Raw genomic sequence first — 14125 nt, forward strand, 5'->3', positions numbered from 1 at the left:
CAGCACTCTTGTTTTCCGGACTGCCGCCACGGTGCCCGCGGCTCCAGCACCGGGCTGGGGCAGACGCCACCTTTTGCCACCCCACGCTGGTGCCGGTGGCGATATGTGCGGCTAGATGTACTGCCCCGGGCAGGTTGGCCCGGACTGCGGTTTGTGCGCCCACAGCAAACACCGCGGATGTGGCGGTTGTGGGGAAGGTGTCGGAAAAACCCTTCTCAGGCTGGGTGGCCGGAAGGCTCCCGGCAGCGTTTTTTCATCGGCCCGCCGGTGAGTTCTCAGGAAATTGGCAGACTCGGCGTGCACAATGGGGGCATGAAAATTCTTGTGGTAGATGACGAACAGGCTGTGCGTGAATCACTGCGCCGGTCGCTGAGCTTCAACGGCTACGACGTGGTCCTGGCCGAAGACGGCGAGCAGGCTCTTGATCTGATTGAAAAAGAACAGCCCGAACTGGTGATCCTCGACGTGATGATGCCGAAGATCGACGGGCTGGAGGTCTGCCGAACCTTGCGTTCCGGCGGCGATGACCGCCCGATTCTGGTGCTCACCGCCCGTGACGGTGTCAGTGAACGCGTCGCCGGGCTGGATGCCGGCGCCGACGATTACCTGCCGAAGCCTTTCGCCCTGGAAGAGCTTCTTGCCCGCGTGCGGTCGCTGCTGCGGCGTGCCGCGGCCGAAGCCGTCAATTCCCAGTCCTCGGCGGAGCTGGTGTTCCAGGATCTCAAACTCAACCCCGACACCCGGGATGTCACCCGCGGTGAGCGGTCGATTTCGTTGACCAGGACCGAATTCGCCCTGCTGGAGCTGTTGATGGCCAATCCGCGGCGGGTGCTGTCGCGCTCGTCGATTCTGGAAGAGGTGTGGGGCTACGATTTCCCGACTTCCGGCAACGCTCTGGAGGTCTACATCGGCTACCTGCGGCGCAAAACGGAAGCCGACGGTGAATCCCGTCTCATCCACACCGTCCGCGGTGTCGGTTACGTTCTCCGGGAGACCGCCCCGTGATTCTTCGCCGTCCCGCAAACGGTGCCGTCACCGGTGCCGCAGACGGCGAAAAACACCCCGGTGCACGGCCGGAAAGCACCGGCCAGGAGATCAGACGCACCTCGCTGAGATGGCGGCTGGTGATGGTGACCGCCTGCATGGTGGCTGTCGCCGTTGTCATGATGACACTGGTCGCCTACTGGACTGTGTCCACATCGCTGTCGAAATCGGTGGATGACTCCCTCGATGAGAAAGCCACCTCGCTTCTGAGTACAACGACCGACCCGTCGTTCGTGTTCAACCCGGTGCAGCAGATTGAGTCATTCCGGGTCTACAACCCCGATATCCGGGTGGCCTATTTCCCGCCCGGATCGGTCACCCCGATCGGCGACAATATTCCGCTGCTGAAGGAAGTCACCGTGCTGCAGGGCCAGACGGTGACCACCACCAGAAACTCCGGGGATGAGCGGATTTTGGCCAAACGCAACTCCGCTGACGCGGTGGTCATTTTGGCCCAGGACATGGCCGAGACCCACAAACTGATCCAGAACCTCGGACTGGTGCTTTTGGTGATGGGTCTCATCGGCGTGATGGTGGCCGTGGCCACCGGCCTGGTGGTGGCCACCACGGGGCTGCGGCCGGTCTCCCGGCTGCGGCAGGCCGTCGACTATGTTGCCCGCACCGATGAATTGAAACCGATCGAGGTGGTCGGAAACGACGAGCTGGCGCAGCTGGCCCGCTCCTTCAATGCCATGCTCGAGGCCCTGGCCGCCTCCCGGCGACGGCAAACCGAACTGGTGGCCGATGCCGGGCACGAGTTGAAAACACCGCTGACATCGCTGCGCACCAATATTGAGCTGTTGATGATGGTCGCCGGGAAAGAAGGGGCCAATATTTCGGCCGAGGACCGGGCTGATCTGGAACGCGATGTGGTCGCCCAGATCGAGGAGTTGTCCCGGTTGATCGGCGATCTGGTGGACCTGGCCCGGGAAGACGGCAAGCAGCGGGAAAACTTCGGCGAAGTGGACCTGGTGGAGGTACTGGAAAACGCCCTGGAGAAAGTCCGCCGCAGGCGCTCGGACGTGGAATTCACTTTCCGCAGCGAACCGTGGTTTCTGCTGGGAGACGATTTCGGCCTGGGCCGGGCGATGCTGAACCTGATGGACAACGCCGCGAAATGGTCCCCGCCCAACGGGACCGTCAAAATAGAGATGACCCGCATCGCTTTGGACCAGATGGAGGTCACGGTCTCCGACGCCGGACCCGGTATCCCGAAAGAGGACCGGGAAAAAGTCTTCGAACGGTTCTACCGGTCCATCCAGGCCCGGTCCATGCCCGGCTCCGGCCTGGGATTGGCCATCGTCCACCAGGTTATTGTCCGCCACAACGGCACCATCACAGTCGGTGAGTCAGCCGACGGCGGCGCCATGATGGTGGTCACGTTGCCCGGCTGCCCCTGCATTCAGCAGCTCGAGCGGCCGCAACGCCGCGCCGGTGAGAACACCCGGGCCTGACAAAAAACCACACGCCACCGTCTGTCGAATCCACCGTCACCGGCCCGGCCCGGGAATTGCCATCCCGGCCGGCAGACGCTGTTTCTTCCCGCCCCATTGCTGGCCACGGCTTCAACCGGTGGGTAGACTGCCCGGAAAAGCACACCGCACCGGGTGTGCCCGCTGGTCGGCTGGAGGATGCAACCGACCTTTACCCAGCATTGTCGAAGACGGGATGATCATGAAGAAAACCCTTGTTGCCGCCGCTTTAAGCGTGTCGCTTTTTCTCGGGGGCACCGCCGCACCGGCTACCGCCCAACCGGCGGCCACGCCTGTCGCCCAGGTCGCCGTGGTCACTCTCTACGACATTCAGACCATGCTGAGCATGGTGGCCACCATCTTGACCATCGTCCAGGTCACCCGTTCCCTGCAGGGCGGCGACTCCTCGCAGAGCAGCTAGCAGGTCACCGATATTGTTTTTTTAAACCGCGGCCCACAGCCGCACCCGGCAGGGTGCCCCGGGTGCGGGTCCAGCTGTGTGGTCCGTGGTGTGCAGGCCGTGTTGCCGGTGCGGTTGCCCCGGGGCCGGGGGAGTGTGTGTATTCTGCCTGCAATCGCCGCGGCTCTGGTTTTTTTTAAAAGCGGTGTGAGATTTTTTTGACCAACCCACACCCCGGTGGCACATCCCCGGTGGCCGACCATGCCGCCGCCGGGGTGGAGCCACCGGCGTGACCGACGAAGGGATACCGGGGGATGAGAATGAAAAAAACCCTGCTGGCAACAACTGTTGCGGTGTCGATGGGCCTGGGATCGGTTGTCCCGGCCACCGCCGAGCCGCTGCCGGCGACACCGAAGACTGCTGATGCTCCGGCGCAGGGCCGGCATGTCAATGCGGTGGTTGTCGGGCTGGGGGATATCCAGGCCCTGCTGAGCACGGTCGCCACGGTGCTGACCATTATTGCCACCATTCAGGCTCTTAAAGGCGGGACTGCCGGTGGGCAGGAAGGCGGCTCATCAGATGACCTGTCCAGCGGGGCAGGTTCCGGGCCAAAACAACACCTGCCCGTCACCACACCCGGCGGTACCACCACGCCCGGCGGTACCACCAACCCCGGTGGTGCCACCACACCCGGCGGTACCACCAACCCCGGCGGTGCCACCACCGGTGTCTTTGATGCGGACAAGGTTGTGCTGCAGGTGATTGACGCGATGAACAACCGGCGCCACGCCGTTGGCCTTGACCTGCTCTACTCGATCGAAAACAAAAAAGATGACGACAGTTTCGGTGCCCGCTATGTTCTCGCCCACCCGCCGGGAACACCCGTGAGACAGGATAAGGTGGCTTTGCCCGGCGCACCCTATCTGGAAACCGAAGAGCTGACCATCGTCGGCAACCGGGTGGGCACGGCTTTCGCCCGTATCGCCCAAAAAGACGCCCGATGGATGAAGCCCGACGTGAAACAGGTCGAAATCGCCGCTGCCCGCACAGCCGACGGCTGGCGTGTCGTCGTGGTCTCCTACGGGGCGAGGACCGACAGCTGAACAGACTGGCTGTTTTTTCACCGTTGCCGCCCGGAAGCCCCGGATCCGGGGTGTGCGCGGGGCAGATCAGCCGTTGACAGGAAACTGGCAGAAACACCCCAGAATCCCTTACGGTGGGGCGCAGTCCATCCACACGGCACCCCGGCAGACTGTAGACCATGACGAACACATTCGATTCCGACGACACCAACCGCCCGCACCCCGCATCCACCGGTGGTGGTGCGCCGCAGGGGGATGACCCGGCTACCGCCGGCAGCCCGCACGATTGCGCGTCCGGGCAGGATTATTTCGGCACTTCTCATCCGCAGCAGCCGCCGTATGAGGGTGAACCACCGGCTGTCGAGAACGGACACGCCTCCGCCGGTTTCGGCCCCCGCTGGGATGACCGGGAGACCGTCGGCCCCTTTGATGACGGCCAGCAGGCAGGTGGCGGGCGGGATTATTCCCCCACCGCACACCACCAAGGCCGGGACAACGACAACGCCCTTCCGGTCAGTGGCGGTCCAGCCTACGGTGACAGTTCCTCCACCGGCGACTGGTCAGCCCCGGCGGCCAGCCCAACCAGTGGTGGTTATCCGCGGCATCCGGCCGATGATCCGGCGGCCCCGGCTGGTGGTCTCCCGGCTGACAGTAGTGATGATCCTGCTGCCGCCACCGCCGAATTCGGCCGGGTCACCGACCAGGCCACCCCACCTGCCGCACCGGCGGCCGGGGCGGCCTCCGCCACCCACGCCTGGCGGCAGCCGGGTGAGGTTGCCGCAACGACGGTTGCGGCACCGCGGAAGAAAAACCGCGCCCAAGTGGGGTTGGGGACCGCCCTGGCACTGATGCTGGTAGGGGCGGTGGCCGCAGGATCGGTCACCGGGGTGGCCGTGCACCGGTTGACCACACCGGATACTGCCGCGACAGCACACAGTTCGCTCAGCACCACGGCTGCCGCCAGCCGGGACAAAGCGGTGATCACCGCCGGGGATGCCAATGCCGTGGAAACCGTGGCCGCCACCGTGCTGCCGTCGGTTGTCTCCATTCGGGTGGTCACCCCGCAGGGCATGGATGAAGGTTCCGGGTCGATCATTTCCTCCGACGGGATGGTGCTGACCAACAACCATGTCATCAGTGACGCCAAACGCGGCGGCACCATCACCGTGACCCTCAACGACGGAACCACCTTCGACGCGGATCTCATTGCCGGGGATGCGGAAACAGATATTGCGGTGATCAAACTGAAAGACGCCGCGAATCTTCCGGTGATCAAGTTCGGCAACTCCGATGAACTGGCGGTCGGCCAGCAGGTGGTGGCCATCGGCTCCCCGCTGGGTTTGTCGGCCACGGTCACCACCGGAATTGTCTCGGCCCTGAACCGCCCGGTGCGGGCCGGAAGCTCCGGGGGACAGTCGTCGCTGATTGATGCCATCCAAACCGATGCGGCCATCAACCCCGGCAACTCCGGCGGGCCGCTGGTAGATATGGAAGGAAACCTCATCGGCATGAACTCGGTGATCGCCTCCAATGCGGCGGCCCGCGGGCAGGCGGGTTCGATCGGATTGGGTTTTGCCATCCCGTCGAACTATGCCCGGCGTATCGCCCAGCAACTCACCGACACCGGCGAAGTGGTGCAGCCGATGATCAAAGTGTCACTGGATCCGCGTTCCACTCTCCGCGGGGCACTGGTCGCCGACGCCGATCCCACCGGCCCGGCCGGGCGGGCCGGCATCACCAAAGGGGATTTGATCACCGGGGTCAACAACCGCCTGATCGATTCCACTGACGCCCTGATCGCGTCGATCCGCACCCACGAGTTCGGGGAAACCGTCACCCTGAAAGTCGTCAACCCCGATTCCGGGCAAACCCGGGACGTTGAGGTCACCTTGACCGACCGCGCTGAATCAGAGGCCGCCACCCAGCGTGAACCCGATCAAAGCCAGCTGGAGCAGCAGCAGAAACAGGAACTGCACCGCCGCCTGGAAGAAGAACTTCAGCGGCTGCGCTAGAAACAACAGTGTCCCCGTTAAAAAACCCGGACCCCCGACCCCGGCAACGCCCGGCAACGGGGGCCGGGTTTTTTCGACGCCCACAGCACCCAGGTGCGGGGGGAAGACGCTCACCACGTGTTCGCCTTTTTTTCATCCCCCATGCCGTGCCCGGATGACGGTGACCCACCCGGGCCGGAACCGGCGGGCAAAGCAATCCCCCTGATGCTGCGGGGACGACACATTTTCGGCTCTGCCGCCGGGTGGTGCAGCCGGTGGGCGGCCGCCGCAGGTGAACCACCGGTTGCGCACCGGTGTGTTTCCGGTGACGTTTCCGGCCAATGGGGTCCGCGGTGCCGGGATCATCTGTTACCGTTTTTTGGTGAGAACATTTTTATCCCCCGCGTCCCCGCCAGACGAAAGCACCGGTTAGATCCGCCATGGACATTGACACAGCCACCCACCAGCTGGGCCAGGATTTCGACGAACCAGATCCCGATTTCCTCAAAGCCCAGGAAAAAGCCCAGCAGTCCGCCAGAGGCTCCCGGGCGCTGCCGCGCCGGGCACTGGTGGTGCTGGTCGGCGACGGGGATCCGGATCCGGCCGATGACACCGACCGGCTGGTGACCGAGCTTCTCACCGAGGATCGTTTCACCGTGGATGCGGTGGTGCGGGTACCGACGAAAAAGCGGGAGATCCGCAAAGCCATTGAAACCGCTGTTGTCGGCGGGGCCGATCTGGTGATCACCGTCGGCGGCACCGGGGTCGGCCCGCGGGATAAAACCCCGGACGCCACCCGGGCGGTCCTCGACAAGATTGTGCCCGGCATCGCCCAGGCGCTGCGGTCGTCCGGTCTGAACTGCGGGGCGCTGGATGCCGGCACATCCCGCGGTATCGCCGGGGTATCCGGTTCGACGGTGGTGGTCAACCTGGCGTCATCCCGCCTGGCCATCCGTGACGGCATGGCGGCCCTGACCCCGCTGGTCCACCATGTCATCGACCAGCTGCAGAGCTGGTAGATCCATATCAACCGGTGGACACACCACCGCGGGGTGCGGGTGCTCGCTGTGACAAAAGCATTCCCCCGATACCCGGACATCCGGGCTGCCGGTGTGGTGTCCACGCTCGTTGTTGCCTTGTCGCCGTGTGTGTGAAGAAAGGTGTGGCGCAAACCGTGACCCACGACAATCCCGCCCCGCAGCCGGGGCACCGGCTGGGGCGGACCGGACGGCGCCGCCGGGTGGTGCGCGCCCCCGACTGCCCGGATTATGATCCCACCGCCGACCAGCCGGTGGCCTCTACCAGGCGCGATTCCGGCGGGGCGGACAACCGCGGTGGTTTCGACGAGGAATTCTGGAAACAACAGCTGCCACCGCACTGGGGGACAGGGCTGTAGAGCCGGTCACGGCAGCATCGGGTTGTACCGGTCCCGCCGGGAGTTTTGTGCCCGGCGGGTTTTTTCAAGCTGGCTTATTTCCCGTCAGGGGGAGGCGGTCGCAGCCGGGGTGGCCCGGGCGCCGGTGATGACAAGCCCGACCGGGCCGTCGGCGGTGGCGGCTGCGATCTGCCGGGCGGTGTCGGTGTCACAGGCCACCAGCACACTGGCCCCGCCGCCGGAGACCTCACCGTCTGCGGCCACCACCGTCATCACCCGCACCCGCTGGGCAATCACTGCCCCGGGCCGCGGCGCCCCGGAGCCTGCCACCACAGTGACCGTATCGCCGTGGTGGACCAAAGAAGCAAGCCTGCTGTCAGCCACCGACACCGGAACCAGCGCCGGGGATGCCCACGAGCTGTCACTGATCCCGGCCATGGCCTCCGGGCCGACCAGATGGTGGGCGGTCACTATTTCCCGGGGCGCAAGCGTGGTGGCGGCAATGCTTCCGGCCACCTGATCCACCGTGGTCAGCGCCCCGTCGGGCACCACCGATGACGGTACGGGGGTGAGCTTCAACCCATCGGCGGGAATTGTGTGCCCGGGTGGTATCTGCCGGACGGCGGTCACCACCAGCGGATCGTGGGTGACAGCCGAACTGATCCCGGTGACAGCGGCAATGACCAGCAGCAGCGCGGCCAGCGCGGAACGGATCCGGCGGCTGCGGACAATCCCCGGGGTGGTGGCGGCAATAATGAACCGGCCGAATGCGGTGTCCGGATCCGGATTCGACAACAACGACTTCATGATGGTCTTGGTCCACCGGTATCACCCGGCCGGTTCCCCGACCGGCTGCGGGCACCAGAAAACCCACCCGGTTAGGGGGACAGGCCATGGGGCCGGCACTGTTATCTTGTGCACACCACCGACCGTTTTTGCGGGGCGGGGCAGGCGTGAAAAAACACGCCACCCGCGGCGGGCTGTCAGGGGGCCGGATGCACTGGTGCGGTGACGGTGATGCCGCAGTCGGTGACAACCATATCCACCGGCTGGTCCAGCGGGCCTGCAGCAACAGCATCAACAAGTTCCCCGGGGCCGGTGACAGCCACCACAGTGATCCGGGAGCGGTTACGTCCCGCCAGCGCCCGGTCGTAGTAGCCGGCCCCGCGGCCCAGCCTGCTGCCGTCCCGGCCGCAGGCCAGCGCCGGGATGACCATGACCTGGATATCGGCGGACATGACTGCGGTGGACACGGTGTGCCCGGCAGGCTCCGGGATACCGAAAGCCCCCCTGGCAAGCTGCTCGACACCGGTGACAGTACCCCAGGTCAGTGAGTGTTTCGGGCCGCAGACCGGAAGCCACAGCCTGCCGCCCCGGCTGCGGGTGTAGTCCAGCACAGTATCAAGCAGGAAACCGGCGCCCGGTTCGCCGGGCAGCGGGGCGTAGGCCGCGATCCCGGTTGGCTGGAGCCGCGCCAGCACCAGGCCCAGCTGCCGGGCCACCGCCCGGTGGATGTGCGTGCAACCGGTTTTCTCCCGCTCGGCCCGGGCGGCCAGCACCATCCGGCGCAGCCGGTTTTTGTCCTGTTGGATATCCACAGCCCCCAGACTAGACGGGGCGGGCAGGAACCCGGCCGGTGACACGGCACGGCCCAGCTGCGGCAAATGCCGGCAGTCGGTTCGGTAGGCTAACTAGCTATGGCGAAACCCATCAACGAGCACACCCACAAGGTCAAAACAGTCATTGTCCCCGCGGCGGGACTGGGCACCCGGTTCCTTCCGGCAACCAAAACCGTTCCCAAGGAACTGCTGCCGGTGGTCGACACCCCCGGGATTGAACTGATCGCCGAGGAAGCCGCCGCATTGGGGGCCTCCCGCCTGGCGGTGATCACCTCGCAGAGGAAAAAAGGGGTGCTCGGCTATTTCGCCGCGGACCGGCAGCTGGAAGAAAACCTGGAATCCAAAGGCAAAACCACGCTGCTGGACAAAGTCCGCCACGCCCAGCATCTGATTGAGCCGGTGGAGGTTATCCAGGACGAGCCGCTGGGGCTGGGACATGCGGTTGGTCTGGCCGAACAGTGCCTCGACGACGACGAGGATGCGGTGGCGGTCATGCTGCCCGATGATCTGGTGCTGCCGGCCGGTGTGATGGAGAAAATGGCTGCCGTACGCAACCGTCTCGGCGGCAGCGTGCTGTGTGCTTTCGACGTTCCCCGCGATGAGGTCTCCAACTACGGGGTGTTCGATATCGCCGACTCCGACACCGGGGATCCGGCGGTGAAAAAAATCAGCGGCATGGTGGAAAAACCCGCCGCCGAGGATGCCCCGTCGACATTTGTGGCCGCCGGGCGTTACCTGCTCGACCGGCAGATTTTCACCGCGCTGAAACAGATCACCCCCGGCAAAGGCGGCGAGTTACAGCTCACCGATGCCATTGAGCTGCTGATTGAACAGGGCCACCCGGTGCATATCGTCATCCACGACGGCCGCCGCCATGATCTGGGCAACCCGGGCGGGTTCATCCGGGCCTGCGTTGATTTCGCGCTGGCACACCCCGCCTACGCCAAAGGCCTGCGCCGCTATCTCACCCAACGCCTGAAACAAGACGACTGAGCCGGGACAGTCCGGCAGCAGCGGCTGCCCGGGGCCTGTGGCCCGCACCCCGGCCTGCCCGGTGGCTGACACGTCAGCCTCCCCAAAGGCCACCCCGGGCTGTGCCGTTGCGGGCAACCGGTTGTGCCCGGGGCCGGTGCGCCGGACGGTGGTTGCCCCTGTCTGCGGCGGCTGTACGCGCCGGGGATGCGCAAGCGGGGTTTTACGGGTCCGCACCTTATAGAATGGATAAATCACCCCGGAGACAATCACGTGTGCCCCGGGTGGACGGGACCGTAGGCAACTGAAAGAAGGCGATGGCCCAACTTATGCGCAGTGTCGACAAGCAGATGGCTCTGGTGGGTCGGGCGGTGGTCACCCCCGGGCCGGTCAGGATTGCCATCACCGAAGCACTGGGACTGATGTGTGCCGAGGAAGTCTCCGCCGCCCGGCCCATGCCCGTGTTCACCCAGGCGGCCATTGACGGCTATGCGGTCAGAAGCGTTGATGTGGGCGGCAAACCGCCGCTGGGGCAGGGTCCTGAAGCGCAGCCGGTGGATCCGGCGACAGTGTCGCTGCCCGTTGTCGGACAGGTTGCCGCCGGGTCCCGGGAGCCGCTGCGCCTGCAGCCGAAACAGGCGGTCAGGGTGGCTACCGGCGCGCCGCTTCCCACCATGGCTGATGCGGTGCTGCCGCTGGAATGGTCGGATAAAGGTGCCGACCGGGTCACCCCGCTGCGGCCGGTGAAAACAGGCGAATTCATCCGCCGGATCGGCGATGACATCCAGCCCGGTGATGTGGCTGTCTCCCCGGGAAGCGTGCTCGGTGCCGCCCAGATCGGTCTGTTGGCCGCGGTCGGCAAATCAAAGGTGCTCGTCTACCCGAAACCCAGGGTGTCGATTGTCTCCGTGGGCCGGGAACTGATTGATATTGACCGCACCCCGGGGCTGGGGCAGGTGCTGGATGTCAACTCCTATTCGCTGGCTGCGGCCGCGAAAGAGGCGGGGGCTGAAGTACACCGGGTCGGGATCGCCGACGGGGAACCGCGAAAGCTCAAAGAAACCCTCGAAGCACAGGCGATGACCAGTGAAATCATTGTGATCTCCGGGGCTGTCGGCGGATCCGGGTCCACCGAAATCCAGGGGGTGCTCAAACAACTCGGCGACATCGACACCACCCGTGTCGCCATGCACCCGGGATCGGTGCAGGGCATCGGTTTGATCGGCACGGAACGGGTGCCGGTGTTTCTGCTGCCCAGTAACCCGGTGAGCTGCCTGGTCATTTTCGAGGTGTTCGTCCGCCCCATGATCCGCATGGCACTGGGCAAACGCAACGTCACCCGCCGTTGTGTGCGGGCACGCACGCTGACCCCGGTGACCAGCCGTCCCGGCCGCCGCGGTTATCTGCGGGCCAGGCTCATGCGGGATGCCGACACCCAGGACTATCTGGTGGAATCCCTCGGCGGGGTCAGTGGCGCCCCGGCGCATCTGCTGGCCGGCATGGGCGAGGCCAATGCTTTGATCCGCATCCCGGAGGACGTCACCTCGGTGCGGCCGGGCGATATTGTCGACGTCCTGTTTGCCAACCAGTCCGGCTGAGCTTTCCCCCGGTCCCGCAGCCGGCCCGTGATGTCTTTTTCCCCGGTGCCCGGGGCAGCAGACGGCAGCCGCTGCCGGTGGGTGGACCCGTAGGGGCGCGGGCGTGTGCCCGGCACGGCAGTGTTGTTTTTTCCACCGTTGTTGTTTTTCAGCGAGGAGGTGACGGATTTTTCCGCTCCCATGCCGTTTGTTTTCGACTCGATTTTTGCCCGCGGCCGGCGCCGCGACCACCCCGGCTGGCCGGAGACCGCAGGACCTGTCACCACCTGCCACAACGATGAGATTATGCTGCGGCCGATCACCGGTGATGACGGCGACTGGTGGCGGGCAACCAGAGTCAAACAGGAAGCCCGCCTGCGCCCGGTGGAACCCACCGTCCCGCAGGGCTGGCTCAGGGCCCACACCCCGGCGGCCTGGCGGGAGCACTGCCGTTTGCTGCGTGACAGCGCCCGCGACGGGGTGACGGTACCGTTTGTCATTGTCGTCAACGGTGACCGGGCCGGTGAACTGACACTGGGTTCGATCAGCCACGGATCGATCAGCGAATGCTGGATCGGCTACTGGGTGGCCGCCGAATTCACCGGCCGGCATGTGGCCACTGTTGCCACCGCCCTGGGCACGGACCATGCTTTCACCCGTGTGGGGCTGCACCGGGTCACCGCCACCTATCTGCCGGACAATCCGGCCTCCGGGGCGGTGCTGCGCCGCAACGGCTTCCGCGAGGAAGGGTTTTTGCTCTCTGACATCAACATCAACGGCCGGTGGCGGGACCACCATCTCATGGCGTTGACCGAAGACGAACTGCACGGCGGCTGCGTGGGTTTTCTGGAGCAGGCCGGACTGATTGTGGACAGCGCACCGTAAAAGTAAGAACAAAAACTGTCTGCCGAACCGGCGGCGCTCCCCGCGGCGCGCCTTACCCGGGCCACCGCCCTGGGCGATTAGAGTTGGGGGGAAGATAACTGCCCGAAAAACTTTTCCCCCGCAGGTTTTTACCGCCTGCTGACTGCGGCCGGACACGGCCACCGGGCCTTTCCGACGGCTCATCCGTTGCGGGGGAGCTGATTCCAGCAGGCGGGGGATACCACCTGCCGCACTGTGTTTGCTTTCAAGAAAGGGTGCCCGCCACCATGACCGGAACCGGAACGATCGTCGTCGGTCTCATTGTCGTTTTGTGGCTGTTCGTGCTCGCCCCGCTGGTGCTGCGCGGACACAAGCCGGTCAGTCGTGCCGGTGACGGATTGGACGACACCCGGGTGGTGCACCAGGGGGGAACCGCCCTGGCCACCACGCGCCGGAAACCGAAGTTTTCCGCCGGTGACGTCCACGTCCACTACGACGACGACCCGGACGCCGAATACGTCGACGCCGAACCCTACCTGGCCCACGCCGACAGCAGCGCCACCGCCACCGCGACGGTCACACAGACCGGTGACACCGCCACCGCCACCGATACCGCTGCCACCGGCGCTTTCGCCGGTGAATCATCCGACGATACGGCAGCTGACACGGGTGCTGCCGCCACCGGCGGCGATGACACCACCGGCAGCGGCAACAGCGGCAGCGGGCACGAATCAGCGGGACGCAAAATCATGGGTCTTTTCACCCGCCTGTCCGGCCGGGACACGGCAAGCGGCCCCGGCAGCCCGCGCGATGATGCGGCCGATCCCGGGGCATCCGCAAACGACAGCAGTGACGCCGATACCGGCAGCGCCGACGATGATGAGCAGGAAGACACCACCCCGCGGTTTACCGAGGCGGATTTCAACGAGGACGGCACCCGCTACCGCTACGACGAATCGTTTTCCTCCCCGGCGGATCTTTTCCACCCGGAGGCCGACTACCAGCCGGCCGATGATGCTGTGCCTGCTGCCGCCGACGATGCCGCACACGACAGCGACGACACCGACAGCCAGACCGGGGACGATGATGCTGATTCCCCGGCCGACACCGCCGGAACGGTGACCCATCTGTCGACCGAATTCGGTTTCAAACCCACCGAGGTTGTGGTCACCGATGAGGACCGCGAATTCGCGGCCCGCCGGGCCGGCCGCGGCGGTTGGGATCCGGAAACGGACAAAAAACTTCAGCTGGCCCGCTACCGCAGGCGCAAAAACGTGCTGCTGGTCATCGCCTCGCTTTTCGCCGGCGGAGTGATCAGCGGATTCATGTTCGGCGGTACAGCCTGGATGATTCCTCTGGTCACCGGCGTGCTGATGGTGATCTACCTGCTGGCTCTCCGGCGGGTCGCCCGGGAGGAAAACTCCCGCCGCCAGCGCCGTATCCGGCAGCTGCGCCGGGCACGCCTGGGGGTGAAAAACTATTCCGATGCCGAGCTGGGCATCCCTCAGCGGCTGCGCCGGCCGGGGGCCATCGTGGTCGAAATCGATGATGAAAGCCCCGATTTCGCTTCCCTTCCCGTCGGGCGGATGCCCGCCCCCACCACCCGGCATGCCAGTCACGCACACGGCTCCGACACCGACCGCGACCGGGTCATTGACCTGAAAAACTGGTCCCGCCCCCGCCGCGCCATGTAGCGGCAGAAAAAACAACCGCCACCGCCCGCCCCGGA

Annotated in this window: 13 protein-coding genes; 11 read left to right on the forward strand and 2 right to left on the reverse strand. The window is 65.4% G+C overall.

The window, feature by feature from the left end; all coding sequences use genetic code 11:
- Positions 1–312: 312 nt before the first annotated feature.
- The 7 genes from JZY06_RS08835 (at position 313) to JZY06_RS08865 (ending at position 7385) form a co-directional block, all read left to right on the forward strand.
- Positions 313–1005 carry a response regulator transcription factor gene (locus tag JZY06_RS08835; protein ID WP_207279194.1) on the forward strand — a complete coding sequence of 231 codons (693 nt, stop codon included), beginning with the start codon at positions 313–315 and terminating at the stop codon, positions 1003–1005.
- The gene (locus JZY06_RS12580; RefSeq protein ID WP_330617228.1) at positions 1002–2498 is read left to right on the forward strand and encodes a HAMP domain-containing sensor histidine kinase; all 1497 of its coding nucleotides are present in this window, start codon (positions 1002–1004) and stop codon (positions 2496–2498) included. Before JZY06_RS08835 ends, JZY06_RS12580 begins: the two co-directional genes overlap by 4 nt.
- A 220-nt stretch (positions 2499–2718) precedes the next feature.
- Positions 2719–2937, forward strand: coding sequence for a hypothetical protein (locus JZY06_RS08845; RefSeq protein ID WP_207279195.1), 219 nt, complete (start codon positions 2719–2721; stop codon positions 2935–2937).
- Between the two features lie 293 nt (positions 2938–3230).
- Positions 3231–4019, forward strand: a complete 789-nt coding sequence (locus JZY06_RS08850; protein WP_207279196.1) for a hypothetical protein — start codon at positions 3231–3233, stop codon at positions 4017–4019.
- A gap of 158 nt (positions 4020–4177) precedes the next feature.
- Complete coding sequence (locus JZY06_RS12330) at positions 4178–6010, forward strand: trypsin-like peptidase domain-containing protein (RefSeq protein ID WP_242516878.1); 1833 nt, start codon at positions 4178–4180, stop codon at positions 6008–6010.
- Between the two features lie 419 nt (positions 6011–6429).
- Positions 6430–7008 carry a MogA/MoaB family molybdenum cofactor biosynthesis protein gene (locus JZY06_RS08860; protein WP_207279197.1) on the forward strand — a complete coding sequence of 193 codons (579 nt, stop codon included), beginning with the start codon at positions 6430–6432 and terminating at the stop codon, positions 7006–7008.
- Positions 7009–7163: 155 nt separating this feature from the next.
- Complete coding sequence (locus tag JZY06_RS08865) at positions 7164–7385, forward strand: hypothetical protein (protein WP_207279198.1); 222 nt, start codon at positions 7164–7166, stop codon at positions 7383–7385.
- An 84-nt stretch (positions 7386–7469) separates the two neighbouring features.
- Here JZY06_RS08865 and JZY06_RS08870 read toward each other — a convergent pair whose 3' ends face one another.
- Entirely contained in the window at positions 7470–8171 is a 702-nt protein-coding gene (locus tag JZY06_RS08870) for an SAF domain-containing protein (RefSeq protein WP_207279199.1), read from the reverse strand.
- Between the two features lie 176 nt (positions 8172–8347).
- Positions 8348–8962 (reverse strand): 5-formyltetrahydrofolate cyclo-ligase, encoded by a 615-nt coding sequence (locus JZY06_RS08875; protein ID WP_207279200.1) that lies wholly within the window; start codon positions 8960–8962, stop codon positions 8348–8350.
- 99 nt (positions 8963–9061) lie between these two features.
- Between JZY06_RS08875 and JZY06_RS08880 the strand changes: the two genes are divergently transcribed.
- The 4 genes from JZY06_RS08880 to sepX all read left to right on the forward strand — a co-directional run bounded on the left by JZY06_RS08880 (position 9062) and on the right by sepX (position 14090).
- Positions 9062–9976 carry a UTP--glucose-1-phosphate uridylyltransferase gene (locus tag JZY06_RS08880; protein ID WP_207279201.1) on the forward strand — a complete coding sequence of 305 codons (915 nt, stop codon included), beginning with the start codon at positions 9062–9064 and terminating at the stop codon, positions 9974–9976.
- A gap of 308 nt (positions 9977–10284) precedes the next feature.
- On the forward strand, positions 10285–11553 hold the full coding sequence (gene glp, locus JZY06_RS08885) for a molybdotransferase-like divisome protein Glp (RefSeq protein ID WP_207279457.1): 1269 nt from the start codon (positions 10285–10287) through the stop codon (positions 11551–11553).
- Between the two features lie 180 nt (positions 11554–11733).
- Positions 11734–12417: a GNAT family N-acetyltransferase gene (locus tag JZY06_RS08890; RefSeq protein ID WP_207279202.1), complete on the forward strand. Its 684-nt coding sequence runs from the start codon at positions 11734–11736 to the stop codon at positions 12415–12417.
- 266 nt (positions 12418–12683) lie between these two features.
- Positions 12684–14090, forward strand: a complete 1407-nt coding sequence (sepX, locus tag JZY06_RS08895; protein WP_207279203.1) for a divisome protein SepX/GlpR — start codon at positions 12684–12686, stop codon at positions 14088–14090.
- Positions 14091–14125 lie beyond the last annotated feature (35 nt).

The organism is Corynebacterium mendelii, assembly GCF_017307055.1.
Taxonomy (GTDB): Bacteria; Actinomycetota; Actinomycetes; order Mycobacteriales; family Mycobacteriaceae; genus Corynebacterium; species Corynebacterium mendelii.